Source organism: Achromobacter sp. ACM05, assembly GCF_019218915.1.
In the GTDB taxonomy this organism is placed as follows: domain Bacteria; phylum Pseudomonadota; class Gammaproteobacteria; order Burkholderiales; family Burkholderiaceae_B; genus Achromobacter; species Achromobacter animicus.
Map to the genome: position 1 here is coordinate 521785 of NZ_JAHUWQ010000002.1, position 24893 is coordinate 546677.

The 24893-nt window shown below is 67.2% G+C and carries 25 protein-coding genes; 12 read left to right on the top strand and 13 right to left on the bottom strand.

The window, feature by feature from the left end; all coding sequences use genetic code 11:
* The first annotated feature begins 63 nt into the window (after positions 1-63).
* From KW836_RS13285 to KW836_RS13305, 5 genes are all read left to right on the top strand, one after another.
* Positions 64-807 carry a transporter substrate-binding domain-containing protein gene (locus KW836_RS13285; protein WP_175121897.1) on the top strand — a complete coding sequence of 248 codons (744 nt, stop codon included), beginning with the start codon at positions 64-66 and terminating at the stop codon, positions 805-807.
* The gene (locus tag KW836_RS13290) at positions 804-1472 is read left to right on the top strand and encodes an amino acid ABC transporter permease (RefSeq protein ID WP_056570374.1); all 669 of its coding nucleotides are present in this window, start codon (positions 804-806) and stop codon (positions 1470-1472) included. Before KW836_RS13285 ends, KW836_RS13290 begins: the two co-directional genes overlap by 4 nt.
* Positions 1469-2257, top strand: coding sequence for an amino acid ABC transporter ATP-binding protein (locus KW836_RS13295; RefSeq protein ID WP_286898685.1), 789 nt, complete (start codon positions 1469-1471; stop codon positions 2255-2257). The genes KW836_RS13290 and KW836_RS13295 overlap by 4 nt, the downstream gene beginning before the upstream one ends.
* Complete coding sequence (hutG, locus tag KW836_RS13300) at positions 2254-3201, top strand: formimidoylglutamase (RefSeq protein ID WP_218343574.1); 948 nt, start codon at positions 2254-2256, stop codon at positions 3199-3201. Before KW836_RS13295 ends, hutG begins: the two co-directional genes overlap by 4 nt.
* Positions 3202-3539: 338 nt before the next feature.
* A complete protein-coding gene (locus tag KW836_RS13305; RefSeq protein WP_175121895.1) occupies positions 3540-4829 on the top strand; it encodes a Glu/Leu/Phe/Val dehydrogenase in 1290 nt (429 codons plus the stop codon).
* Positions 4830-5016: 187 nt separating this feature from the next.
* Here the strand turns inward: KW836_RS13305 and KW836_RS13310 are convergent, their stop codons facing one another.
* The 6 genes from KW836_RS13310 to KW836_RS13335 all read right to left on the bottom strand — a co-directional run bounded on the left by KW836_RS13310 (position 5017) and on the right by KW836_RS13335 (position 9205).
* Positions 5017-5835 (bottom strand): RsiV family protein, encoded by an 819-nt coding sequence (locus KW836_RS13310; protein ID WP_175121894.1) that lies wholly within the window; start codon positions 5833-5835, stop codon positions 5017-5019.
* Positions 5836-5863: 28 nt separating this feature from the next.
* A complete protein-coding gene (locus KW836_RS13315) occupies positions 5864-6640 on the bottom strand; it encodes a biotin/lipoate A/B protein ligase family protein (protein ID WP_105238573.1) in 777 nt (258 codons plus the stop codon).
* A complete protein-coding gene (locus tag KW836_RS13320) occupies positions 6637-6912 on the bottom strand; it encodes a lipoate protein ligase C-terminal domain-containing protein (protein ID WP_218344274.1) in 276 nt (91 codons plus the stop codon). The genes KW836_RS13315 and KW836_RS13320 overlap by 4 nt, the downstream gene beginning before the upstream one ends.
* A 38-nt stretch (positions 6913-6950) precedes the next feature.
* Complete coding sequence (locus KW836_RS13325) at positions 6951-7415, bottom strand: GNAT family N-acetyltransferase (RefSeq protein WP_218343575.1); 465 nt, start codon at positions 7413-7415, stop codon at positions 6951-6953.
* A gap of 17 nt (positions 7416-7432) precedes the next feature.
* The gene (locus KW836_RS13330) at positions 7433-8131 is read right to left on the bottom strand and encodes a glutathione S-transferase N-terminal domain-containing protein (protein ID WP_175139190.1); all 699 of its coding nucleotides are present in this window, start codon (positions 8129-8131) and stop codon (positions 7433-7435) included.
* A 168-nt stretch (positions 8132-8299) separates the two neighbouring features.
* Positions 8300-9205 (bottom strand): DMT family transporter, encoded by a 906-nt coding sequence (locus tag KW836_RS13335; protein ID WP_218343576.1) that lies wholly within the window; start codon positions 9203-9205, stop codon positions 8300-8302.
* On the opposite strand from KW836_RS13335, the gene KW836_RS13340 reads away from it, so the two are divergent.
* Together KW836_RS13340 and KW836_RS13345 are read left to right on the top strand one after the other, a co-directional pair.
* The gene (locus tag KW836_RS13340) at positions 9204-9350 is read left to right on the top strand and encodes a hypothetical protein (protein ID WP_175186130.1); all 147 of its coding nucleotides are present in this window, start codon (positions 9204-9206) and stop codon (positions 9348-9350) included. The two genes, KW836_RS13335 and KW836_RS13340, sit on opposite strands and share 2 nt — an antisense overlap.
* Entirely contained in the window at positions 9328-9795 is a 468-nt protein-coding gene (locus KW836_RS13345) for an Lrp/AsnC family transcriptional regulator (protein WP_105238577.1), read from the top strand. Before KW836_RS13340 ends, KW836_RS13345 begins: the two co-directional genes overlap by 23 nt.
* Here the strand turns inward: KW836_RS13345 and KW836_RS13350 are convergent.
* A complete protein-coding gene (locus KW836_RS13350; protein WP_175139191.1) occupies positions 9792-10283 on the bottom strand; it encodes a glutathione peroxidase in 492 nt (163 codons plus the stop codon). The genes KW836_RS13345 and KW836_RS13350 overlap by 4 nt on opposite strands.
* Before the next feature lie 158 nt (positions 10284-10441).
* On the opposite strand from KW836_RS13350, the gene KW836_RS13355 reads away from it, so the two are divergent.
* Complete coding sequence (locus KW836_RS13355) at positions 10442-10774, top strand: tetratricopeptide repeat protein (protein ID WP_218343577.1); 333 nt, start codon at positions 10442-10444, stop codon at positions 10772-10774.
* On the opposite strand, the gene KW836_RS13360 is transcribed toward KW836_RS13355, so the two are convergent.
* Both KW836_RS13360 and phrB read right to left on the bottom strand, forming a co-directional pair.
* Positions 10764-11786, bottom strand: a complete 1023-nt coding sequence (locus tag KW836_RS13360) for a PAS domain-containing methyl-accepting chemotaxis protein (RefSeq protein WP_218343578.1) — start codon at positions 11784-11786, stop codon at positions 10764-10766. The genes KW836_RS13355 and KW836_RS13360 overlap by 11 nt on opposite strands.
* 94 nt (positions 11787-11880) lie before the next feature.
* Complete coding sequence (gene phrB, locus KW836_RS13365) at positions 11881-13299, bottom strand: deoxyribodipyrimidine photo-lyase (RefSeq protein ID WP_218343579.1); 1419 nt, start codon at positions 13297-13299, stop codon at positions 11881-11883.
* 307 nt (positions 13300-13606) lie between these two features.
* Here phrB and KW836_RS13370 point away from each other — a divergent pair, with 307 nt between their 5' ends.
* Positions 13607-15055, top strand: coding sequence for a CoA transferase (locus KW836_RS13370; RefSeq protein WP_218343580.1), 1449 nt, complete (start codon positions 13607-13609; stop codon positions 15053-15055).
* Positions 15056-15095: 40 nt separating this feature from the next.
* On the opposite strand, the gene KW836_RS13375 is transcribed toward KW836_RS13370, so the two are convergent.
* The 4 genes from KW836_RS13375 to KW836_RS13390 form a co-directional block, all read right to left on the bottom strand.
* Positions 15096-15632 (bottom strand): peroxiredoxin, encoded by a 537-nt coding sequence (locus tag KW836_RS13375; protein WP_175121884.1) that lies wholly within the window; start codon positions 15630-15632, stop codon positions 15096-15098.
* Between the two features lie 76 nt (positions 15633-15708).
* Positions 15709-17265 carry an adenylate cyclase gene (locus KW836_RS13380; RefSeq protein WP_218343581.1) on the bottom strand — a complete coding sequence of 519 codons (1557 nt, stop codon included), beginning with the start codon at positions 17263-17265 and terminating at the stop codon, positions 15709-15711.
* A 31-nt stretch (positions 17266-17296) separates the two neighbouring features.
* Positions 17297-17464 (bottom strand): hypothetical protein, encoded by a 168-nt coding sequence (locus KW836_RS13385; RefSeq protein WP_175139197.1) that lies wholly within the window; start codon positions 17462-17464, stop codon positions 17297-17299.
* Positions 17465-17732: 268 nt separating this feature from the next.
* Positions 17733-18140: a DoxX family protein gene (locus tag KW836_RS13390; RefSeq protein ID WP_175121881.1), complete on the bottom strand. Its 408-nt coding sequence runs from the start codon at positions 18138-18140 to the stop codon at positions 17733-17735.
* A 349-nt stretch (positions 18141-18489) separates the two neighbouring features.
* On the opposite strand from KW836_RS13390, the gene KW836_RS13395 reads away from it, so the two are divergent.
* Genes KW836_RS13395 through KW836_RS13405 form a run of 3 tightly spaced genes read left to right on the top strand, consistent with a single transcriptional unit; the run spans position 18490 to position 24853 of the window.
* Complete coding sequence (locus tag KW836_RS13395) at positions 18490-19881, top strand: SWIM zinc finger family protein (protein WP_218343582.1); 1392 nt, start codon at positions 18490-18492, stop codon at positions 19879-19881.
* Positions 19878-22475 carry a DUF6493 family protein gene (locus KW836_RS13400; protein ID WP_218343583.1) on the top strand — a complete coding sequence of 866 codons (2598 nt, stop codon included), beginning with the start codon at positions 19878-19880 and terminating at the stop codon, positions 22473-22475. The genes KW836_RS13395 and KW836_RS13400 overlap by 4 nt, the downstream gene beginning before the upstream one ends.
* An 8-nt stretch (positions 22476-22483) precedes the next feature.
* The gene (locus KW836_RS13405; RefSeq protein ID WP_218343584.1) at positions 22484-24853 is read left to right on the top strand and encodes a DUF6493 family protein; all 2370 of its coding nucleotides are present in this window, start codon (positions 22484-22486) and stop codon (positions 24851-24853) included.
* Positions 24854-24893 lie beyond the last annotated feature (40 nt).

Genomic DNA, 24893 nt, shown 5'->3' on the forward strand with positions numbered 1-24893 from the left:
CCGCAACGATCGTCGTACCCACCGTCGTACCACCTGTCGCACCCACCTCCATAGGACCCCACCATGACCACTCGCCGCACCCTGCTGTCCGCCGCCCTGACCCTGAGCCTCGCCTGGGCCGCCGGCGCCGCGCACGCCCAGGAAACGATCCGCGCCGTCACCGACGCCACCTTCCCGCCGATGGAATTCGTCAAGGACGGCAAGCGCACCGGCTTTGACATCGAGCTGGTCGAAGCGCTGGCCGGCGCGATGGGCAAGAAGGTTGAATGGATCGACATCGACTTCAAGGGCCTGATTCCGGCGCTGCAGGCCGGCCGCGCCGACATCGCGGTGTCCGCCATCTACATCACGCCCGAGCGCAGCAAGGTCGTCGATTTCACCGATCCGTACTACGCGGGCGGCCTGGTGGTCCTGACCAAGGCCGACGGCCCCGTCAAGTCGATCAAGGATCTGGATGGCCGCAAGGTGTCGGTGCAGGTCGGCACGAAGTCGGTGAACTACCTGAAAGAGCATTTCCCCAAGGTGCAGCGCGTGGAGGTCGAGAAGAACCAGGAGATGTTCAATCTGGTGCAGATCGGCCGCGCCGATGCCGCGGTGACGGGCAAGCCCGCGGCCAAGCTGTTCGCGCAGAGCACCAACGGCCTGACCGTGCTGAACGATCAGGTCACGACCGAGGACTATGGCATCGCCGTGCCCAAGAACAAGCCTGAGCTCACGCGCGACCTGAACGCCGCGCTGCAAAAGCTGAAGGCCGATGGCAGCTACCAGGCCATCGTGAACAAGTGGTTCGAGGCGCCCGCGAAATGAACCTGGAATTTTCACCCGTCTTCGCCGACTTCGACGCGCTGATGCGGGGCGCGCTGGTCACCATCGAGGTGACCGCCGGCGCCTTGCTGCTGGGCTGCGTGATGGGGCTGCTGGTCGGGATCGGCCGCCTCAACCCGCAGCGCCGCATCACGTACCACCTGTGCAGCACGTACCTGTTGTTCTTCCGGGGCACGCCGCTGCTGGTGCAGCTGTTCATCTGGTTCTTCGGCCTGCCGCAGTTCGGCGTGACGCTCCCGGCGTTCGCTTGCGGCGTGCTGGGCCTGGGTATGTATTCCGGGGCCTACGTGTCGGAGATCGTGCGGGGCGCGATCCAGTCGGTGGATCGCGGCCAGACGGAGGCGGCGCGCTCGCTGGGCATGTCGTCCGGCCAGGCGATGCGCATTATCATCCTGCCGCAGGCATTCGTGCGCATGATTCCGCCGCTGGGCAACGAGTTCATCGCGCTCATCAAGAACTCGGCGCTGGTCTCGCTGTTGACCATTCACGATCTGATGCACGAAGGGCAGAAGATCATCAGCGTGTCATATCGCTCGCTGGAAACCTACCTGGTAGTGGCTTTGATCTATCTGGCGCTGACCACGACCGCCATGGTGATTTTGCGCAAGATCGAGCATCGTCTGCGCGCGGGAGGGATGGTGCAATGAGCCTCGTCATCGAAGGTCAGGAAATGATCCGCATCCGCGGCCTGCACAAGTCCTACGGCGATCACGCCGTCCTGCGCGGCATCGATTTCGATGTGCTGAAGTCGCAGGTGGTGGTGGTCATCGGGCCCAGCGGCTCGGGCAAGAGCACCTTGCTGCGTTGCTGCAACGGGCTGGAAGTCGCCCAGCGCGGCACGGTCGATATCTGCGGCCAGACGCTGCAGGAAGACGGGGCGATGTTGCCAGAAGCCGAACTGAACCAGTTGCGCACGCAGGTGGGCATGGTGTTTCAGGGCTTCAATCTGTTCCCGCATCTGTCGGTGCTGGACAACGTGACCGTCGGGCCCCGCACGCTGCTGGGCATGGGCCGCGAACAGGCCAATGCGTTGGCGGCGGACCTGCTCAACAAGGTGGGGCTGTCGCAGAAGATGGCGGCCATGCCCGCCAGCCTGTCCGGCGGTCAGAAGCAGCGCGTGGCCATTGCGCGCGCGCTGGCCATGCAGCCGCAGGTCATGCTGTTCGACGAGCCGACCTCGGCGCTGGACCCGGAGTTGGTCGGCGAAGTGCTGCAGGTCATGAAGCTGCTGGCCCGCGAAGGGATGACGATGATGGTCGTGACGCACGAGATGGGCTTTGCCCGTGATGTGGCGGACGTGGTGGCCGTGATGGACGGCGGCGTCATCCTGGAATCCGGCCCGCCGGAGGTGATTTTCAGCGAGCCGCGCGAAGCCCGCACCCGCGAGTTCCTGCAGGCGGTCCTGAGCGCCGGTCCGGGAGCCGCAGCATGAGCGCGCCGAAACTGGACAAGAGCCTCTGGAAGGCCCGCGACGACAGCGCCGAGCAGGGCGACACCCGCCGGCTCGCGCACATCGTCGAGGCCGAAGCGGGGCAGGGCGAGATGGGCGAGGCGGTGCTGCTGGGCTTTGCCTGCGATGCGGGCGTGGCGCGCAATCAGGGCCGGGTGGGCGCCGCCGCGGGGCCTGCGGGCATCCGCAAGTATCTGGCGGGCCTGCCGGCGCATGGGCTGACGCGCCTGCTGGATGCCGGCGACGTCGACTGCCACGGTGACAAGCTGGAAGACGCGCAGGAACGCCTGGGCCTGCGTCTGGCCGAACTGATGGGGCGGGGCGCGCGCCCGGTCGTCCTGGGTGGCGGCCATGAAATCGCCTGGGGCAGTTTCCAGGGGCTGGCCCGCTGGCTGGACGCGCGCGGCGACGCGGGCGCCGTGCTGGTGCTGAATCTGGACGCGCACTTCGATCTGCGCACGGGTCGTCCCGGCAGTTCCGGCACCCCGTTCGACCAGATCGCGACAGACAGCGAGGCACGCGGGCGTGAGCTGCAATACGCCTGCCTGGGCGTCTCGCGGCTGGCCAACACGCCAGCGCTCTATGCCCGCGCCGCGGAAATCGGGGCCGTGTGGATCGAAGACCGCGACATGCAGGAGCGGCATCTCGAAGCCCGTCTGGCCGACGTGGACGCGCTGCTGGCCAAGGCGCAGCACGTGTATCTGACGATCGATCTGGACGTGCTGCCCGCCGGCGTGATGCCGGGGGTGTCCGCGCCGGCGCCTTATGGCGTGCCGATGGCCGTGATCGAGGAAATCGTCCTGCGGGTCAAGGCGAGCGGCAAGCTCCGATTGGCGGACTTGGCGGAGTTCAACCCCAAGTTCGACGTCGACGGCCATGGCGCGCGCGCGGCGGCGCGTCTGGCGTGGCAGTTGCTGTCGGCGTGACTCGGCGCGGCAGAGGTGTCCGACGCCTTTGCTTCGGTGGCACACCGTGAAAGCGCGCCTTACCCCGGTGTCCGACACCGGGGCGGTCTGCAAGGTAGGCGTGGATGTAAAGGGCGGTCTTCCAAAAGAGGCCGCCTTTTTTTCGCCCCGAGTATCCCGGCCGCAGGCTGGACGCCGCCAGTTTCGCGGCTTAGGATAGGTGCAGCTTCCGGGCCCGCCTGCGACCCGTTCGGTATCCGCAACGTTGATGCGTCCCTATTTAAAATATTTAAACTTTAAATAGGGACGCTATAACTTTCGTGGATAAAATGGCGCAACTTTGTCAGGAGAGCATGCTCATGTCTCAAACTCCCACCCATGCCTTGCCGTCTTATCTGAATGCCGAGGACCTCGGCCCTTGGGGTAATTACCTGCAACAAGTCGACCGGGTCACGCCGTACCTCGGTTCCCTGAGCCGGTGGGTCGAGACGCTGAAGCGTCCGAAGCGCTCGCTGATCGTCGATGTGCCGATCGAACTGGACAACGGCACCATCGCCCACTTCGAGGGCTACCGTGTGCAGCACAACGTGTCGCGCGGTCCGGGCAAGGGTGGGGTGCGTTTCCACCAGGACGTGACGCTGTCCGAAGTGATGGCGCTGGCCGCCTGGATGTCGGTCAAGAACGCCGCAGTCAACCTGCCGTACGGCGGCGCCAAGGGCGGCATCCGTGTCGACCCGCGCAAGCTCTCCGCCTCGGAACTTGAACGCATGACGCGACGCTACACCAGCGAAATCGGCGTCATCATCGGACCGTCCAAGGACATTCCCGCCCCTGACGTGAACACCAACGCCCAGACCATGGCCTGGATGATGGACACGTACTCCATGAATGAAGGCGCCACCGCCACGGGCGTGGTCACCGGCAAGCCGATCGCGCTGGGCGGCAGCCTGGGCCGCGTCGAGGCCACCGGCCGCGGCGTGTTTGTCGTGGCGTGCGAAGCCGCGCGCGACCGGAACATCGATGTGGCCGGCGCGCGCGTCGTCGTGCAGGGCTTCGGCAACGTGGGCGGCACCGCCGCCCGCCTGTTCCATGAAGCCGGCGCCAAGGTCATTGCCGCGCAGGATCACACCGGCACCGTGCACAACGCGGCTGGCCTGGACGTGCACAAGCTGCTGTCGCACGTGTCGCAGACCGGCGGCGTGGGCGGCTTCTCGGGCGGCCAGGCGCTGGACAAGGCTGAGTTCTGGACGCTGGAAACCGAATTCCTGATCCCGGCAGCCCTGGAAAGCCAGATCACCGTCGACAACGCCGCCAAGGTGCGCGCCAAGATCGTGGTCGAAGGCGCCAACGGCCCGACGACCCCGGAAGCGGACGACATCCTGGCCGAGAACGGCGTCTATGTCGTGCCGGACGTGCTGGCCAACGCCGGCGGCGTGACGGTCAGCTACTTTGAGTGGGTGCAGGACTTCTCCAGCTTCTTCTGGAGCGAAGAAGAGATCAACCAGCGCCTCGAACGCCTGATGCGCGAGGCCTACGCCGCGGTGGCCCAGGTGTCGCGCGAGCACAAGGTGACGCTGCGCACCGCCGCGTTCATCGTGGCTTGCACGCGGATCCTGCAGGCCCGCCAGGTGCGCGGTCTGTATCCGTAAAGACTGAATCGGCGATGCGCCCGCGGGCGCGTCGTCGAGGAGGCCGAGAGAGACAAAAAAAAGGAATCGCTCCGCAAGGGGCGATTCCTATTTGTGGCGCAAGAAAATGCCGGGCGGATGCCCGGCATTTTCGTTTGCGGAGGCCGGCCTGGGCCGTGGATTCATGAAGCCGGCCGCCGCGGGGGCTTTACGACGCCGGCAGCAGCTCCGGCTTCAAAATGCCGCGCAGATCCTGGTACGAAATCGCCAACTCAGGCTCGCCGTGCGAATACGGCGCGATGGAATAGGCGTCGTACTTGACCACGATGCCGTCCCGCGTCAGCGCGAAGTTGTCGCTTTCCTGGAACGGCCACATCTTGTTGTACGCCGCCGGGTCGCGCTTGGCGTCCGGGTTGCCGGTCAGCCACTTTGCGTGCGCACGCTGCAGGGCCGCGACGTACTCGGCGCGCCGCCCCGGGATCAGCGCTTCGTCCAGGCTCATGACGCGGCCGCGGCTGCGCTCCCAGTTCAGATATTGCGTGGCCGGAATGCCGTGCGCGGCGCCGGTCAGGTACTGCTCAGTATGCAGTTCGATGGCAACGATGTCGCCGACCGTGTCCTTCACGCTGGCCTTGAAGTAGGTCGCGTCGCGCGGGCGCGCCGTGGACCAGAAATACTTCGTGTATTCCGACAGCGTGTCGTACGGGCCGCGCCGGTTGGCGTCGGTGCCGGTCATGTAGGCGAGCACGTGGTCCACCAGCGCCGTCAGCTTCGGGATGCCCGGGAAGGCCACGCTGTCGATCTCGATGCGCGGGCAGTCGCCCTCGCAGCCCGGCTTGCTGGCGGCCCACTTGATGCGCTCGGTGGACAGGTCGCCCACCTTTTGGGGCGTGGCTGAAGATTGCGCGTTGGAATCGGCCAGCGTGATGTTCGACGGGGGCGTGCTGCTGCAGCCGGCGATGGCCAGCAGGGCGGCGCCCAGGATCAGACCGCGTATCGCGCCGGGCGGCGTGAATGTGCGACTCATGCAATTACCTCCAAAAACCGAGGCGCCGTCAGGGTACGACGCCTGTCCACTCGGCGCGGGAGAACTTTTCGTCCGCCTGCGCCTGGGCGCGCGCCAGCGTTTCGCTGCCTACGCTGCCCGGGGTCAGACGATGCAGGCCGGCAAAAGTTTCCACCATGCGATCGATGATGACCTCGCGCGCCAGCCCGGTCTGCGTGCGCAGGGGGTCAACGCGCTTCTTGGCGCTGGTGGTGCCCTTGTCGGAAAGCTTCTCGCGGCCGATGCGCAGGACTTCGACCATCTTGTCGGCGTCGATGTCGTAGGACATGGTGACGTGATGCAGCACGGCGCCCGCACGGCGGGCCTGCGCCGCGCCGCCGATCTTGCCGATGTCGGAGGCGATGTCGTTCAGCGGCTGATACCAGGCCTTGATCCCCAGGCCTTGCAGCGCGGTCAGCACCCAGGCGTCCAGGAAGGCGTATGACTCCTGGAAGCTCATGCCGTGGACCAGCGCCTGCGGAGCGCTCAGCGAATAGGTAATGGAGTTGCCCGGCTCGATGAACATCGCGCCGCCGCCGCTCACGCGGCGCACCACCTCGATGCCGTGGCGCGCAGCGCCGTCCGGATCGACTTCGTTCTTCAGCGATTGAAAGCGGCCAATCACGACGGCCGGCGCCGACCATTCCCAGATGCGCAGCGTGGGCGGCCGCTGGCCGGCGCCCACTTCGTCGGTAATGACTGCGTCCAGCGCCATGTGCAGCGCGGGCGGCTGCGGGCCTTCGTGGATCAGTTGCCAGTCGTAGTCGTTCCAGTCGGTGCGGCTCATGCAAGCGCCCTCCGCAGCACCACGGCGATGGCTTCGGCCGAGAAGCCGAACATCTCGGCGTCGGTCGGCAGGGCCGATTGCACGGCCACCGCGAGTTCCAGTTCGCCGGCGTCCGCGGGCATGCCGTTCAGGCCGCGGTTGATGGCTTCAAGCGCTTCGGGCGGCTCAAGAAAAAAGTCGCCGCTGATGCGCACGTCGGCCAGGCGGCCATCGCGCACTTCCAGATCCGCGACCACCAGTTTGCCGCCGGGGACTTTGTATTCGCCATGCAAGGGCATTGGGCGCTCCTTTCGAAAATCAGAATCAGACGTTACAGGCTGAGCTTCATGCCATCGTGGCTGGCCTTGAAACCCAGGCTTTCGTAGAACCGGCGCGCATCGGGGCGCGCACGGTCCGTGGTGAGCTGGACCAGCCCGCAGCCCTGGCTGCGGCACTGTTCGATGGCCCATTCGAACATGGCGCGGCCCAGGCCCGCGCCGCGGAACGCCGACGCGATGCGCACGCTTTCGATCTGGCCCCGCCACAGGCCCAGCCGCGACAGGCCGGGTATGAACGATAACTGCAAACAGCCCACCAGTTGTAAATCCTGCTCAACCACGGCCAGGAATTGGTTGGAATCCTGCTCAATTGCCGCGAAGGCGGCAACATAGCGCGGGTTCAGCGGGACGGAGGCGTCCTCGCGACCGGCGCCCAGGTCGTCATCGGCCAGCATGGCCACGATGGCAGGCAGATCGGCCGCGCGCGCGCGGCGAAAGACGCGTTGCGGTGCGTTCATGGCACGCTCCTTTGGCGTTAGCGGACGTGTTGGGCGGTCTGGCCGAACAGGATGCGGCGCGCTTCGTCGTCGCTGAGCGGGGGCGTGGTGTTGACCGTGTCGGCCAGCGCGTAGGCGCGTTGCGTCGCGGGGCGCGCGCGGATGGCGTCGAACCAGCGCTTGAGGTGCGGAAAGTCGTTCAGGTCCTGGCCCTGCTTGGCGTGCGGCACGATCCAAGGGTAGGCCGCCATGTCGGCGATGGAATAGTCGCCGGCGACGAATTCGCGGTCGGCCAACCGTTTGTTCAGCACGCCGTACAGGCGATTGGTTTCGTTGACGTAGCGATCGATGGCGTAGGCGATGCGTTCCTGCGCATAGCCGGAGAAGTGGTGGTTCTGGCCGGCCATGGGACCCAGGCCGCCCATCTGCCAGAAGAGCCATTGCGACACTTCGGCGCGGCCGCGCACGTCGGCGGGCAGGAACTTGCCGGTCTTTTCGGCCAGGTACTGCAGGATGGCGCCTGATTCGAACAACGGAATCGGCGCGCCGCCATCGGCAGGGGCCTGGTCGACGATGGCGGGGATGCGGTTGTTGGGCGCGATGGCCAGGAATTCGGGTTTGAACTGGTCGCCGCGGCCGATGTTGACCGGGTGGATCTTGTACGGCAGCCCGGTCTCTTCGAGGAACATCGTGATCTTGTGACCGTTGGGGGTAGTCCAGTAATAGAGATCGATCATGGGAGTGTCCTGTTCATCATGGCGCCGCGGGCAGCCGCCCGCGGATGGGAAGGGCCATGATAGCGGCGCGAACCGGACGCACGCCTGAATAACCGGGGACCGGGTGCGGGTTTGCCCGCAGGCTGCCTCGACAGCTCCTGCGGGCAAGACCCCGGCCATGCCGCCTGTTCAGACTGCACCGGCCCGCGGGCTGCGCGGCAGGCGCCAGTTCCAGTTCAGGCTGACGGCGGCAGCGGCCAGGAAGATCAGCGCCACGCCCGCCACCTGCGTCGCATCCATGCGATGGCCGTAGACCACGAGGTCCAGCAGGATGGCGACCGCGGGATAGATGAAGCTGAGCGCGGCGGTGGAGGTGGTGGGCAGCTTCTGGATGGCCGAGTACATCAGGATGTACATCAGGCAGGTATGGATGAGGCCCAGCGCCACCAGATAGCCCCATTGCACGGGCTGCGCGGGCAGGGCGTTAAAGTCCGCCATGGGCAGCAGCATGACCGCGCCCAGCGTCACCTGCACCAGCGCCAGCACTTGCGGCGGGATGCCCTTCAGGCGCTTCACGATGATGGCCGTGATGCCATACAGCGCGGCCGCGCCCAGTCCCAGCATCAGCCCCGAGAGATACGCGCCGCCGCCCGCCGCGCCGGTGTCGCCCAGACGCAGCACCAGCAGCAGGCCCGCAAAGGCCACGAGCGACCAGGCGACCTTGCCGCGCGAAGGACGTTCACCCAGGAACAGCACGCCCAGACCGATCAGGAAAAACGGCTGCACGTTGTAGACGGCAGTGGCCAGCGAAATGGACGCCAGGCGGTAGGCCGAGAACAGCAGCACCCAGTTCAGCACCAGCGCCGCGCCGGCGATCAGCGCCAGGGCCAGTGTTTTCGCGGTGAAAAGACCGGGCTTGAGCAGACCGCGCGCCCAGCAATACAGAAAGAGCGAGAGCGCCCCGAACACACAGCGAAAGAAGACGACGTTCCAGGCGCTTTGCCCGGACTCCAGTACGAAAACGCCCAGGGTGCCCGACAGGGTCATGGCGGCTGCCATCTGCAGGAGGCCGGTGCGTTCGGTCGAGGGGATCATGATGGTTCTCCAAGGGCCGTCTGGCCAGGAATTTGATGGAGAAATTATCCCAGGCGGTTCAATCCGCTTATATGATCTTGCCGTGGCACTTTCGCGATTCAACCTTGCTTTGGGTGGAATTTATGCAGAACGACCTAAAAAATGAAAGTCCGGTCCTGGACGGAATCGACCGCCGTCTGGTGGAGATGCTGTCGGCCAATGCGCGCACCACCACGGCCGATCTGGCGCGGCAGGTCGGCATGTCGGCGCCCAGCGTCGCGGACCGCATGCGGCGGCTTGAAGAGTCGGGGGTGATTCGCGCGTACACGCTGGATGTGGATCCGGTGGCGCTGGGTTATACGCTGGAGGCCATTGTGCGCATCCGGCCGCTGCCCGGGCAGTTGCGCCACGTGGAAGGCCTGATCCAGCAGATTCCGGAATTCGTGGAGTGCGACAAGGTGACGGGCGATGACTGCTTCATCGCCCGCATGGTGCTCAGGTCGATCACGCATCTGGACGGCATACTGGAGCGCGTGACCGAATTTGCCGAGACCAACACCGCCATCGTCAAGGCGCACACGGTGCGCAGGCGGCTGCCGCCGCTGCGTTAGACGGGGGCGGACAGGGCCTTCTCGATGTCCTCGCGCAGGCTGGCCGGCGTGTCGGTGGGCGCATACCGCTTGATGACGCGGCCGTCGCGCCCGACCAGGAACTTGGTGAAGTTCCACTTGATGCCTTCAGTGCCGAAGACGCCGGGCTTCTCGCCCTTGAGCCACTGATACAGCGGGTGGGCGTTTGCGCCGTTGACGTCAATCTTGGCGAACAGCGGGAAGGTGATGTCGTACTGGGTGCTGCAGAAATTCTGGATTTCGGCCTCGTCGCCGGGCTCTTGGTGGCCGAACTGGTCGCACGGAAAACCCAGCACGGTCAGTCCGTCGTCGTGGAACGACCGGTAAAGATCCTCGAGGCCCGCATATTGCGGTGTGAATCCGCATTTGGACGCGACGTTCACCACCAGCAGCACGCGGCCGCGGTACGTTTCTAGAGACTGTTCCGTGCCGTCGATGGCGCGGGCGGAGAAATCATGGATCGTGCTCATGCGGGCTCCTGAAATCGGGCGTCCGTGCGCGGCGGCGCGGGCGCGGGGCAGACCTGCGAGTGTAGCGCCGGACAGGGGCGTGGGGGCTTTGGCGCCGCGAGGCCATGCCGGTTCTATGATGCGGTGTTGCTGAAGATCAGAGATGAGAGGAGCCCCGCATGGAAGGAATGATCGAGCGGCTTGAGGCGATGCTGGCCAAGGGCACGGACAACCTGCTGCTGCGGTATTCGCTGGGCAAGGCTTATGCGGAGCGGGAAAGCTATGCCGAAGCCGCCACGCATCTGCGCGCGGCGCTGGCGTTTGATCCCACGTATTCCGTCGCCTGGAAATGGCTGGGCAAGGCCTGTCTCGGGCTGGGCGACAAGCCGGGCGCGCGCGCCGCCTGGGAGTCCGGATTGCAGGCGGCTCAGGCGCGGGGCGACCAGCAGGTCGTCAAGGAGTTGCAGGTGTTCATCAAGCGCCTGGACAAGGAAGCGGCCGCTAGCGCCTGAACGCGCCGGTGGCGGACACGCGGAACACTTCGATGGCGTCACGCAACCGGGCGCCATCGGTGCGCAGATTTTCCACGGCCTGTGAGGCCAGCTCGACACGCGCGGTGTTGTCCTGCGCGGCGCTATCGGTTTCGGTGATCGTGCGGCTTACGGCGTCGATGCCGGCGTGCACGTCGCGGGTGATGCTGACGAGGCTCTTGCGCATGACTTCCAGGGAGAACTTCAGCTCGCCGATTTCGTCCCGGGGCAGGGCGTCGGGAAGCGGCGCGCTCAGGTTGCCCGCCGCGATCTGGCGCGTGAAGTCGGTTGCCGACCCCAGCAGCCCGGCGATGGACCGGGCAATGCTCCAGCCCGCCGCAAAGATCAGGGCGACGCCGACCGCGGTCAACGCCGCGGCAAAGGCCAATGCCTCGGGGGTCAGGCGCGTGTGCAGACCGTAGATCGCCGCGCCGGCCGCGGCCAGGAAAAGGGATGACGACAGCACCGCCCATGCCAGCATGCGGGCGCGCACGCCGGTCAGCCGTCCATGCGTCAACCGCGCCAGGATGCCGCGCAGCCCGGTGGGCCGGACCTGGCCGCCGTGCAACTGGATGCCAGGCGCAGCAACGGTCCGCAGCTTGTCGTAGGCGGCTTGCGCGGCCTCGATCTGCGCGCGCGTTGGCTTCACGCGCACCGACGCGTAGCAGACCGTCACGCCGCGCTCGATGATAGGCGTGACATCGGCCAGCACCCAATAAAAGCCGCCGTCCTTGCGGCGATTCTTGACCATGCCCGTCCACGGTTCGCCGCGCTGAACGGTGCGCCACAGGTCTTCGAAGGCGGCGGGCGGCATGTCCGGGTGGCGGACGATGTTGTGGGGCGCGCCGACCAGTTCCTCGCGCGAGAAGCCGCTGACCTCGATAAAGGCCGGATTCGCATAGATGATCCGGCCGCGGGAATCGGTGCGGGAGATCAGGTATTGCTCGTCGCGTAGTACATATTCCCGGTCATTGACCGGCTGATTGTTGCGCATGCGTTGCTCGTCCTGTGATGGGCGAGGGCATGATCGGGGACTGCCGCGGCGGCGGCAATGACGTACGTCAACGCCGCTCAGGGTTCAACGCCCCTCAGGCGGCGGGCAGGTTGCCGAAGGCTTCCAGCGCGCGCAACCGGCTTTGCGCCAGGTCGACGATCGGCTCGGGATAGCCTGCGGCGGCGCGCTCCATCGGGTTGGGATCGTGGATCGCCTTGTCGTCCAGGTGCGCCAGCTCGGGCAGCCATTCGCGCAGGAACACGCCGCGCGGATCGAACCTGCGCGATTGCGACAACGGATTGAAGACGCGGAAATAGGGCACGGCGTCGGCGCCCGTCGAGGCGCTCCATTGCCAGCCGCCGTTGTTGGCGGCCAGGTCGCCGTCCACGAGCTGGCTCATGAACCACGCTTCGCCCAGACGCCAGTCGATCAGTAGATTCTTGGACAGGAACATGGCCGTCACCATGCGCAGCCGGTTGTGCATCCAGCCCAGCGCCAGCATCTGGCGCATGGCGGCGTCCACAATCGGGATGCCGGTCTTGCCCTGCTGCCAGGCCGCCAGGTCGTCGGGCGCGTCGCGCCACGGCACGGCGGCGGTTTCCGGCTTCATGGGCCGGTGCATGGACAGGGCGGGAAAGGCGGCCAGCAGGTGCTGGTAGAACTCGCGCCAAAGCAGTTCGTTGATCCAGGTGGCGGCGCCGGCCTTGCCGCTGTCGATCTCACCCTGGTTGGCCGACAGCGCGGCGCGTAGCGCCTGCCCCGGCGACAGGACGCCCGCGGCTAGGTAGGGCGACAGGCAACTGGTTGCGGGCAGCGACGGAAAGTCGCGCTCGTCCTTGTACGCAAAGATGGCGTCGTCGGCAAAGGCGGCCAGACGGTCGCTGGCCGCGGTTTCCCCCGCCGGCCACAGCGCCCGGACGGCGTCATTGGGCGCGTCGAACCCCTTGAACGATTCCGGCAGCGGATCGGCCTGCCAGCGCGGCGGCGTCTGAGCGCGCGGCGCGGGGATGGGACGCAGCGGCGCGCTGCGCAGTCGCTCGCGGCAGGTGCGGGCGTAGGGCGTGTAGACGCGGTAGCACTCGCCCTTGCCGTTAAGCACGGTGCCGGGACGCAGCAGCGTTGCGCCATGGTGCAGGGTCCAGTCGACACCGATGTCCGCCAGGGCGCTTGCGACCGCGTCGTCGCGGCGCCGCTCGTTGATGCCCCATTCGGCGTTGGCATGGACCTGTTCGATCGCGTGCTCCTGGCAGAACCCGGCCAAGGCGCGCGGCGCGTGGCGCCAGTCGTCCACGGTCACCAGCTTCAGAGGAATGCCGGCTTGCGCCAGGTCGCGGGACAGCTCACGCAGGTTGCGCAGCCAGAAATCCACCTTGGCCGGGGAATCGCCATGCTGGCGCCATTGACCCGGGGCGGCCAGGAATAGGGCGGTGACCGTGCCGGCCTCGGCCGCCGCGGCCAGCGCGGCGTTGTCGTGCATGCGCAGGTCGGTGCGTAACCAGAGCAGCGTATTCATCGGGAGAGCTCCAGGAGACGGGCCGGGCGGGCGGGCCGGCGAGGCTGCGATTCTATCCTGTGCCTGCCCCTGCCCCCGGCGGGCGGCGCTTGGAAGCCGATGTAAAAACTACGAGGAGATGTGACGGGTATTGCGGTGCAACCCGCTGCGCCGGGCCCGCGCGAGGGGCAGCGGCGGGCAGGCCTGCGGGAGGCCGGCGGGCCGGATTTTGCCGTCAAACCCCGAAACACGCTGGCCCGCGGGGCGTATTGACGCAGGGTGGGGCGCGCCATGTAATGCAAATAAACGACTAAAGCAGGCAAACGCTATGGGAAATCTGATGGACTTTCGCCCGTCCTTTCTGAAGGGACGAACACCCGCCGGCAAGACGACCCGGGATGTCTTGCAGAAGCTCTGGCAATCGGTCGATTTGCCGGGCGAGTCGCTGGAGCACGTGGTGCTGACGGGCGCCGACCCTGTCGTCCCCTCCTCGTTCGCCGTGGGTACCGCCGCGCAGGCCAGCATGTCGGCCGCCGCGCTGGCCGCTGCAGAGGTCTGGCATTTGCGCGGCGGCGCGCGGCAGCAGGTTAGCGTCGACATGCTGCACGCGGCGCAGGAGTGCCGCAGCCACTTCACGATCAACGGGGTCACGCCCAACATCTGGGATCCCATTACGGGTGTCTATCGCTGCGGCGATGGCGGCTGGGTGCGCATTCACGCCAATTTCGCGCATCACCGCGACGGGGCGCTGGCGTTGCTGGGCTGCCCGACCGGCGACGGCGCGACGCGCGAGGCGGTGGAGCGCGCGCTGAGCCGCTGGAAGGCGCTGGACTTCGAACAGGTTGCTGCCGATGCCGGCATGGTCGTGTCAGCCATGCGCTCTTTCGAGGAATGGGACCGCCACCCGCAAGGGCAGGCCGTCGCGGCGCAGCCGCTGCTGACCATCGAACGCATCGGCGAGGCCGACCCGCGCCCGCTGCCCAAGTACGCACAGAACGCGCGTCCGTTGCAGGACATCCGTGTGCTGGACCTGACGCGCATCATCGCCGGTCCGGTTTGCGGCCGGGCGCTGGCGGCTTACGGCGCGGACGTCATGCTGGTCAACAGTCCGCAACTGCCCAACATCGACAACATCATTGACACCAGCCGCGGCAAGCTGTCTGTGCTGGCGGACCTGGACACGGCCGATGGGCGCATCGCGCTGGGCAACCTGCTGCGCAGCGCGCACATCTTTGTGCAGGGCTACCGGCCGGGCGGGATGTCCGCGCTGGGCTTCGGTCCGCAGGATGCGGCGCGCATCCGGCCCGGCATTGTCTACGTGTCGCTTAGTGCGTATGGCACGACGGGCCCGTGGGCGAACCGCCGCGGCTTCGATTCCCTGGTGCAGACGGCCACGGGCTTCAACCACGCGGAAGCGCTGGCGGCCGGCCAAGCCGCGCCCAAAGCGCTGCCCATGCAGATCCTGGATCATGCGTCCGGTTATCTGATGGCGTTCGGCGCGCAGGTGGCGCTGGCGCGTCAGGCGACCGAAGGCGGCAGCTGGCACGTGCGCGTGTCGCTTGCTCAGACGGCGCACTGGCTGCGCGGCCTGGGCCGGGTGGACGGCGGGTTGGACTGTGCGATGCCTGGATTTGACGGCCTGATGGAGACGTCGCCGTCAGGCTTTGGTGAACTGGTCGCCGTGCGCCATGCAGCGCGCTTCTCGGAGACGCCGGCGCGATGGATCCGGCCGTCCAGCCCCCCGGGCACGCACCCGACGGTCTGGCCGTTCAATTAAGGCTTGCAGGCGGCGCGTATCTTGTTGGCGCGCTGCCGTCCTACTGCTTTGCCTTCCAGTCCCGCAGCGCCCGCATCGTGTTCGCCACGTGCGATTCGGGACTCATGTCCGTGAATTCATACAGGATCTTGCCTTCGGGCGAGATCACGTACGACACGCGCTGCGCATACTCGGGCCGCCTGTCGTGCACAGCGTCATACGCCTTCATCACCTTGCCGTCGCTGTCTGCCGCGACGGCAAATTTGTTGCGGCATTCGCTGACGGAAAACTTCTTGAGCGTGTCGATGTTGTCGGTGGAGACGCCGACGACGGTGGCACCCAGCGCCTTGTATTCGTCGGTGGCTTCGGCAAAGTTGTGGGCTTCGATGGTGCAGCCCTGCGTGAATGCCGCCGGGAAGAAATACAGCACCACAGGGCCTTGCTTGAGCGCTTCGTTCAGCTTGAATGTGTATTCGTTGCCGCCCAGCGAGGCGGGCACGCTGAAGTCCGGCGCGGCTGCGCCCACGGGAAGTGCTGCGTGCGCCGACGTCCCGGCCATCAGGCCGCAGACCAGGATCCAGGGGGCAATGCGCTTCATGGGTGTCTCCTATCGGGACCGCGGAAATGCCGCGGCAAGCTGCCTACTGTAGCGGCGAGGCGAACGAGGGTCCAGTTCAGCCGCCATCCGGTCCGCGCCCGTTGCCCTTGAGCTGGTCGCGCACGGAGGGCGGGCGGGATTGCTGGGCATCGCGCTGCTGTTGTTGCCGAGCCTGCTGGGCCTGCTGATCACGCTGTTGTTGCTGACGGGTCTGAATCAGCTGTTGCTGCTGCTGTTGGCGGGCTTGCTGAGACTGCTGATCGCGTTGCTGTTGCTGTCTGGATTGCTGGAGCAACTGCTGCTGGTCACGTTGCCGCTCCTGCCGCTCCTGCCGCGCCTGTTGCTCGTGCTCCTGCCGGTCGCGCGCCATCTGCCTGGCCCTGTCATCGCGATCGCGCTGCTGGCGCGCCTGTTGTTCCTGTTGCCGCCGATCGCGCAGATCCTGCTGGTTCTGTTGGTCACGCTGCAGTTGCTGGCGCGCCTGCTGGTCCCGCATCTGCTGCTGCCTGAGCTGCTGTTGAGCCTGGGCGTCGTTCTGCAGCCGGTTGCGGTTGTCCTGCTCACGGACCTGTTGCTGCCGCCGCTGGTCGTTCTTGAGTTGATCGCGGACGAGCTGGTCACGGGCCTGCTGGTCACGCGCTTGCTGCTGGCGGTCCTGCGGCAGGCGGTCCTGCGGCAGGCGGTCCTGCGGCGACGGCCCTTGCGGCCGACCGTCGCGGCCCCGATCATCCGTCAGCCCCAAGCTCCGCTGGACTGCGGTGGGGCCGCTGTCGGGACGGCCTTGCGCATTCCTGCCATCCCGACCTGGTCTGCCGTTGTCAGCATGATCCAGGTATGCCTGAGGCGGCCGTCCCTTGTTGTGTTCATAGAACTGCGCACGGTTGCCGCCCGCATCGCGGATGTAGCCGCGTTGCACGTCCGTGGGGCCGGAATGGCGGTCGCGGCGCGCGGCCAGTTCACGCGGGTCGGCGTTGCGACGCACACCTTGAGGTCCGCCGTGATAGCTGACACGGCGGTTGTCCACATTGTTGACGATGATGTCGCGGTGGTAGACGTTGGTCACGCGCGTAACGTTCACGTTCGTGACGGACCGGTTGTAGTAGAAGCGGTCGCGCTTCCAGTAGCCGCCGACATACCCCAGGCCGGTATAGCCGAAGCCATAGTTGATGCCGCCATAAAAGCCCACATGGGGCCCCCAGTAGCCCGGGTTCCAGAGATACACGCCGTTGGAAAAGCCCCAGTATCCTGGCGTCCAGAGCGCACCCTGATACGGCGCCAGCACCCACGCGCCCGGGACCCAGAAAAAGCCGTAGCGGTTGCGGCTCCAGTAGCCGGGTACCCACATATAGCCATCGGCCGGGGCGGGTGGCTGCACATAGACGGGCAGGGGCGGGGGCGGTTCGGGACTGCGGTCGACCAATGCGAGATTTGCGTTGGCGGGGTCGCCGTCGTCGTACCCGGGCTGATAGGTGGATGGTGCCGGCGCCTGCTGCGTGGAATAGACGTTCGCGCCGGATGGAGCCGGCACCTGCTGCGTGGAATAGACGTTCTGCGCGGCAGCGGCCGCGCTGGCCGCCAGGAGCGCAGCAGTGGCCAGGGGGCGCAAGCGGGCGATCTGGAAGGATGGGTTCATGAGAATGTCCTTTGCGCAGCAGGTCCGCGGGTCAATAGCCGCGATAGTAATAATGCGGGGCGGGATACGCCGGGTAGTAGTAATAATGCGGCGTGTAATAGACCGGCGCGGGTCGGTAGTAGGCCGGCCGGGCCGGCACAACCACGCAGCCGCTCAGGGCACTGGCCATCGCTATCAACAACAACACAAGCTTCTTCATATTTCGGCTCCCGCCGGGCGCAAGGCGCGAGATACGCCTTTCCTGCGCTCAAAGGGATTAGGCCACGGCCGCGGGGTCGAGTTCGGGACTGTAATCGTTCCGAAACAGCTTTCGCGTGACCAGTGATTGCGCCTGCGTGACGGTCGATGTCGTTCGTATCAATGTCTGCGGACACGCGTGATTTGCGTCGCAAAAAGAAAGGGACCGCATGATGCGGTCCCCTGTCGCCGTGATCGCCCGCGGCAATGCGCGCGGGCGCGACGTAAGGTCAGTTCCAGCGTCCGCCGTTGCCGGCCAGGCTGAAACGGCCGGCGCCCATGAAGGCGATGGCCAGTCCGGTGAAGAGGAACATGCCTTGCAGTTCAAGCGCCCAGCCGCCGTTGTTGGTCATGCTGGCAATGCTGCCGCTGTGCGCCAGCAGGATGGCGACAACCATGTTGATGGCGATGATCAGACCGCCCAGACGCGTGTAGACGCCGATGATCAGCAGGACAGGGGCAATGATTTCGCCCACGTAGACGCCGTAGGCCAGGAACCCGGGCAAGCCGTGGGAGGACAGCATGCCGCTGATGCCGCCGACGCCGCCGCCGGTCAGTTTGGCCAGTCCATGGAGCAGAATCAGAATACCGAGGGTCAGGCGCAGGATCAGCTTGCCGGTGTCATCGGACTTGATCATGGTGAGTTTCTCTTTTGATGGTTAAGGGGGACAGTGCGCCGAGTTGGAACGCACCGCTTGCCTTTGGTTCCGTGCCCGCCGCACATTCGAAAAATCCAGCATACGGGCGTACAGGCGGCGCCATTATGGCAAAGCCGGTGTAAAACCCACAAGCTTTGCGCGCAGTCGGTGGCCGGGCGCCTGCCCAGGCCAGTTAAGATGTGTCCCCAATGAACAAGCAGCTGAAAGTCTCATTGGCGCTGACCCCCTGCGGCAGGCGTGCGCCCCAGCCAGATCGCCCGTATTCGTCCCTGCCTTTGACGGCAAAGGAGCCGCGCCGCGTTTCGCCGCCGTCCAGGAGCCATAAAGCATGACGGAGCTGGCCTACGCCTATCTTGCCCCCTCCGACATCGCCCAGCGGCAGGGCCAGGCCGACCTGAACCTGGCCACCAGCGGCGGTCTTGCGCCGTCGGGCGCGGTGGCGCATCCCTTCTTCTTCTCCGGATTTGTCGCGCAGCCCGCCGTGGTGGCGCAAGCGCTGCTGATGCTGGCGCGGGTGGCGCGCACGCGCTTCTACGTGCCGCCAAACACGCTGGCAGCGGTGCTGCGGGCGGCGGATCCGGTCGTGACGTCCACGCCCGAGGGCCTGCGCTTCGAGTCCTTCAGCGTGTGCTGCGGCGTGTACGCGCGCCTGGACGTGGACGTGGCGGCGCTGGACGCCACGCACCTGGCGGCAGGCGTCACCAACGTGGACGTGAATCCGCCGCTGCGCCAAGCGCTGGCGGGGCTGCGCCCGTCGGAGGCCCTGCACCTGAACGTGGGTAGCGATGCGTTGCGGGTGACGACGCAGGCGGGTGAGATCGTCGAAGAGAAAGTGCCGCTGCCCGCGCGCTGGCTCAACGGCTTTGCCGAGACGCAGATGCTGTCGGCGGACATGGCGTGCCGCCACGCGCTGACGGGGCCGGCCTTGCGTCAGTTCGTGCAGGCCTTGCCGCGGTCGTCGGCGACCAAGACCGTGATGTGGGCGACGCAGGCTGCCCGTTCGCTACGGCTGGCCACGCAGGCCACGCCCGGCGCGGTCTGCGTGGCGGGGCCGGAACGGCTGCGCGTCCTCGAACCCTTGCTGCGACATGCCACGGCGCTGCGCGCGTATGGGGCCGATGTGGCGGCAGGGGCGTTGCCGCTAGCCAGCGCCTGGGTGCTGGAGTTGCCGGGTGCGCGGGTCACGCTGGGCCTCAGCCCGGAGAAATCGCGCGGATTCTCGGGCGAGGGGGCGGTGCTGCATCGGGTCGCGGGCGCAGATGCGAATGAGGATGCGGCGTTCGTATCGACGCTGCTGGCTTTCGAGCCGCGCATCGATATTGCGCGGCTGGCCAAGCGGGCTCTGCTGCCGGATTCGCAGATCCTGTCCGCGCTGAGTGTGCTGGCGTCTTCCGGCCAGGTGGGCTTCGATCTGGCGGCCGGCGCGTATTTCCATCGGCCGCTGCCGGTGCAGGCGGGCCTGCTCGATACGCTGCATCCGCGGCTTGCCGACGCACGCAAGCTGGTGGCCGGCGGTGGCGTCCAGCGGGAAGGCGAGGGGCAGTACTCCGTACAGTCGGCGCAGCAGCGCTACCGGGTTGCGCTGGGCGCCGAGCCCGTCCTGGACCGATGCACCTGCCCTTGGCACGCCAAATATCAAGGCACGCGCGGGCCCTGCAAGCACACGCTGGCGGTACGCCTGTTTCTTGACCCGCTTAATGCATCTGGAACCGACGCATGACCCTCTGCCTGACCGAACGCCGTGCGGCGCTGCGCGAGGCCGCCGCCGGCGGCGACGCGGCGGATATTGCGTCTTTTGCGCGCGCACTGGATGGCGCGAACGAAAAGGATCGCGCCGCGCTGGCCAAGACCTTGCCGCCATCCCGCCTGTTCAGCGCGGAAGGTCCCACGCCCCGGGCGTGCTTTGTGTTGGCGGCGTTGGGCAAGCCCAAGCCCGTGGCGGACACGCTGGCGCCCGCGGACATGGTGCGCAAGCGCGAATATGCCGGGCGACACGTCGAGATGGCGCCGGCTGTCACCGAAGCCGCGGCGGGCCGGGACGCGCCGTGGCGCGCCGCGTTCGTCGAGCTGCTGGCGGAGCAGCGCTGGTGGGCCGAGGATCTGGCCTGGCCGGTATGCCACGCGCTGGTCCGGTTGGACGGCGATGCGCCGTTACCCATGCCTTATCTGCGCTGTTTCGTGCAACAGGTCAGCGCCATCGGCGGGGACGGACAGCTGGACGTGGATCATGGCCAGTGCATGGCCGCCTATCTGCAGACGCACCCCGATCAGATCGAGCGCGAGTTCTGGGCCCTGTTCCGGGTTGAGGGCATGGGCGCCGATTACCTGCTCATGGAGCGCACCGGTCCCGCCTGGGACGCCGCCGTCCTCACGCTTTGCCAGGACACCCCCGCGTTCCGCGACCGCCTGCTCGCCGAATCGTTGGAAGCGCTGCTGCGCGATTTTCCAGCGAAGACCATTGCGTGGTATTTGCGCATGCATCGCCTGGCCGATCCGGCCTCGCATGAGATCGCGGCCCGCCAGCACACGTACTTTGCCGTGCTGGGCACGGCGCCCAGCACCGCGGTCGGACTGGCGCTGGACATGCTCAAGCGCGCCACCGGACAGTTGGATGTGGAAGCGATGATCGAGGCCGGAGCCGCGGTTTTGACCCGTTCGGAAAAGAAGCTCGTCAAGGCCCAGCTCGGGCTGTTTGCGGCGCTAAAGACAGATGCCGGCCAGCAGGATCGCGTCTCGCGGATCGTGGGCGACGCGCTGGACGGCATGCCGTTGGACCTGGCGTCGCTGGCGCGCAAGCTGGTGACGCCATCCCCCGAAACGCAGCCGGCCGAGGCCAGCGGTCAGGCGCATGGTCAAGCGCATGGTCAGGCGCGCGCCAAGGTTGGCGGCGACTGTGCATCGCAGGCGATCACGATGCCGGCGCCGCGCCGCAAGCCGCTGCCGGATCTCCCCGAGCAAGCGCCCGGCATCTGCGGCGACGAGGAATTGCACGCGCTGATCGCGGCGCAGTTCGAGGGCACCGGGCACGGCGCCGACTTGCCGCGCATCTTCGATTACCTGGCCGTCCGTCCGCACCAACCGCTGCCCGAGGCGTTGCAACACCGCGCCGGCGAGATCATCGAGTCGGTGTGGGAGGAACGCGACGCGTCGCCGCGCCGCCTGCTGGCCGCCGCGCTGCTGGGCCGGGAAAACGTCAGTTTTCGAGGCTATGCCCGGTACGTCGTGGCCATCGCGGGTAAGCCGGATCCCGTCGGCGTGGCATTGCAAGAACAAACGGTCTCCAGCAGCCGCTACGACGCAGAGACTGGCGACTGGAAGGCCGATGAAACCTGGACTTCCCGCTGGGGCTGCCAATATCTGCCGACGCATTCGCCGCTGGCCTTGCTGGCCGGCGTCTTTCACGACCTGCGGTCGAGCCGGGCGCAGGGCACGCCGTTCCGCCCGCCGGCGCCCGTCCCCGCGCAGCGCGTCGGGTGGGAGCGCGTGCTTGCCGAGTCGGGCGATGGCACGTTTTCGCGAGACCTGGCCGTGCTGGGCGATGGCGCCAAGCCGTTCTGGATGGCGACGGACACCGCGGCCTCCGCGTCGCCGGCCCTCGATGTCGCGGACGTGCCCGCTGAATTCACTTTCCGCGCCCAGGAGGCGCGCGAGCAGGATGGCTACGACCAGGTCGTGCAATGGACGGCCTGGCTGCTGCAATCCAACCCCGACACGTTGGCCGCGCATTTCCATCCGATGTGGTGCGCGGCGGTGCAGGTCATCAACGTGCGCGGCCTGGGGCCACTGCTGACGGCGCTGGGCGCGTCCCGGTTGCCGCCCGGCGAGCCCGTGTACTCGGCCTTGGCGCTGGCCGCATCGGCGAAGATGACCGAACAGCGCGCGCAGGCGGCTGAGGCAATCGCGCGGCTGGCCGACGCCGGTTTACTGGACCCCGAGCCGTTCGCCGCGCAGATCGCGGCGCATCTGGTGCAGGGCTTCGCCCTGGCCGGACGGCTCGCGCAGACGTTGGCAGACGCCGCATCCATCAGCGCGATCACCGGCTGCCGCGCGCTTCAGACGCTGGAGGCGCTGCTGCCGCAATTGCTCGATGCCGAAGGCAAGCCGCTGGCCCAGGCCGGCAAGCTCATCGAACTGGCTGCACGCCTGTCCAACGACTACGGTATGCCGATCGTCTTGCCCGCCACGCTGGCGGCGCGGCGCAAGGGCGCGTCCGTGCTGGCGGTAACCCTGCGCAGTCTGGAAGCCGTCGCGCCGCGCGTGACGTCGTTGGCCACAACCGCCGCTGCCGCCGCGCAGCGATCTCTCGAAGGATAGCCCCTCGCATGACCCCCTACAAAAACCTCTGGGACTTCTACCGCGATACGGCGCGGCTGATCGAGGAGGGCGCAACGTTGCGCACGCTGTACGACGCCATGCTGGGCGTGCAGTCGGAAGACATGCGCGCGGTGCAGGCCTCGCCCAAGCGCTTGCGCGAGATGGCGCAGGGCTGGTCCCAGCGCCCGAATTTTTTGCCGATCCGCCTGAACGAGCTATTCAACGGGCTGCAGGTCGACCCTACGGATGACTACGTGCTGGCGATGGTCGGCGGGCTGGGCGGACGGCAGGAACAGGAAGTGCGCCTCTTCATGCTGCGCCACGATCATGCGCTGCGCGATGGGGCGTTCTGGCGGATCTTCGAGGTGGAGGGCGGCGGCGAGATCTCGCTCGCCAACATCGACAAGTTCTCGCGTGAGGAATTGAACTGGCACAACACGGTCGTGCTGCTGACCAACGAAGGCACGCTGGATCGTCGCCGCGTGCTGCGCAGCTGCCTGGAGGCGCTCAACCGGGATTTCTCCGCCTATCGCGCCGGCTGGTTCTCGCGTCTGTACGTAACGCTGGCCCCCGCGCCCGACGAGGCAGCGGCGGACCAGCCGCTGCTGCGCCAGAGTCTGGGCTCGCCGATCACGGCCACGGTCGCGCTGGCCGTGAAGCAGTTCGAAGCGCTGCACAAGCAGGGTCTGCTCGACGCCGCGCCCTTCGTGGACGCCTGCGGGGGCGCTTTCTCGGGATCGAAGGCCGCTGGGGTGTCTGTGGTGCGCATCCTGGAGGCGCTGGGCGCGCAGGCGCGTGCCGAACCCGAATCCGTGGCGAAGGCGCTGACCCTGGGCCTCGCGCATCCGCATGCCGACGTGCAGCGGGCGGCGGTGAAGGCGCTGGCGAAGCTGGGGCGGACAGATCTGGCGCAGCAGCAGCGCGACGCGCTGGCGCCGGCGGTGGCCGTCCTGCTGCCGGATGGGGCCGCGGAAGGCGCCCATGCGCATCTCCCGTCAAACATGCCGACCGGCTTGCCCTCGCCCGGGCCGCTGCGCCCGTGGACCGACACTGACGCCCTTGAACGCTATGCGGTGCTGCTGGAAGCGCCCGCCGACGTGCTGGAATTCGAGCTGGCGCTGGCGTGGCTGGCAACGTCCGGACAAGTGGCTGCCACCGTCGCGCCCTTGGCCAAGCGCGCACGCCAACTGGCGGAGCGCGACGCCCAGCACTACGCGGCGGCACTGCTGCTGGCGGCGCACGATCCCAAGGCCCCATTCCTGCCGCAAAAGTATTGGCAGAAAACCACCAGCCAAGTCGTCAACGGCGAGTGGGTGTATGAGAACGTGGGCGAACCCCAGCCGCTGCCGAGCGCCGAGCAATCGTCCCTCCTGCCCAGCTTCATTACCCGCCTGCGCGAGGTGGTCGAGATCGTTCAAGGCAGGGCGCCGCGCCGGCCGCTGCTGGCCACGCCCACCGACACGCAGGGCTGGATCGACGCCGATGTCCTGCTGGCCCGATTCGCGGCAGGCAGGGACAGCGGCGCGCCGCTCCCGGTCGATCTCGTGCAGGCCTTGTTGCGCGTACATCCCGAGGACCGCGCGAGGGTGGTCGAGGCGACCGGCGGCGCGGGGCCGCAGATCACCGATTCGGTGCGGATCGAGTGGCGCAGTCGCGGATCGAGCGCCTTGAAGGCCGATGGCTCGCCGCGGTGGGTGTGGTGGAGTCCGGTGGTCCATGCCGAGCCTGCCGAGGCGCCGACGGCCACGCAGCCAGCGCTGATTCCGTCAGGCCCGCCGCAACACCAGGAAGGCGTCGACGCCCACGCGCTGGTCTGCGCCGAACTCGGCCTGGCCAATCCGGCATCGACCCTGCCGCTGGCCGTGGCCAGCGTGGAGATCATGAACGCGGCGGCGGGCGATGAGGCCGAGCATCGGGCGCCTGCCGTCTTACGCGTCCTGGCCGTGCATCCGGGCGTCTGGCAGCTGGAAACGGTCCAGTTGCTGGCCCTGGGAATGTCGGCCAAGCAGTCCGAGGTGCGCGCGCAAGCGGTGGAAGTCTTTGCGGCCGTGATCCCGCATCGCGTGGACGCAACGGTCGCGGCGCAAGCCTACGCCGCCTGCGCGCCGGCGATCGTACTCACGCGCTGGGCGGCGTCCTTCACCGACGCGGCGACGCTGGCGCCTGCTGCCGTCATCGCTGTGCTGGGCGGCCTGTTGCCCCACCTGGATCACAAAGCACGCGGTATCGGATCGTTGCTCACGGTGCTGCTGGATGAGTCGCTGCGCCATGCGCATCCTGTCGCGGATGCGGACCTGCGCGGCTGGCTGGCGGGCTTTACCGGCACGTCAGCCGCCGCCAAGGCTGCCAAGGCACTATTGGCGCTGAAGACGCCATAGCGCGACCGGCGGCGTCAGCGCCGCCGTCGCTTGCGGGGCG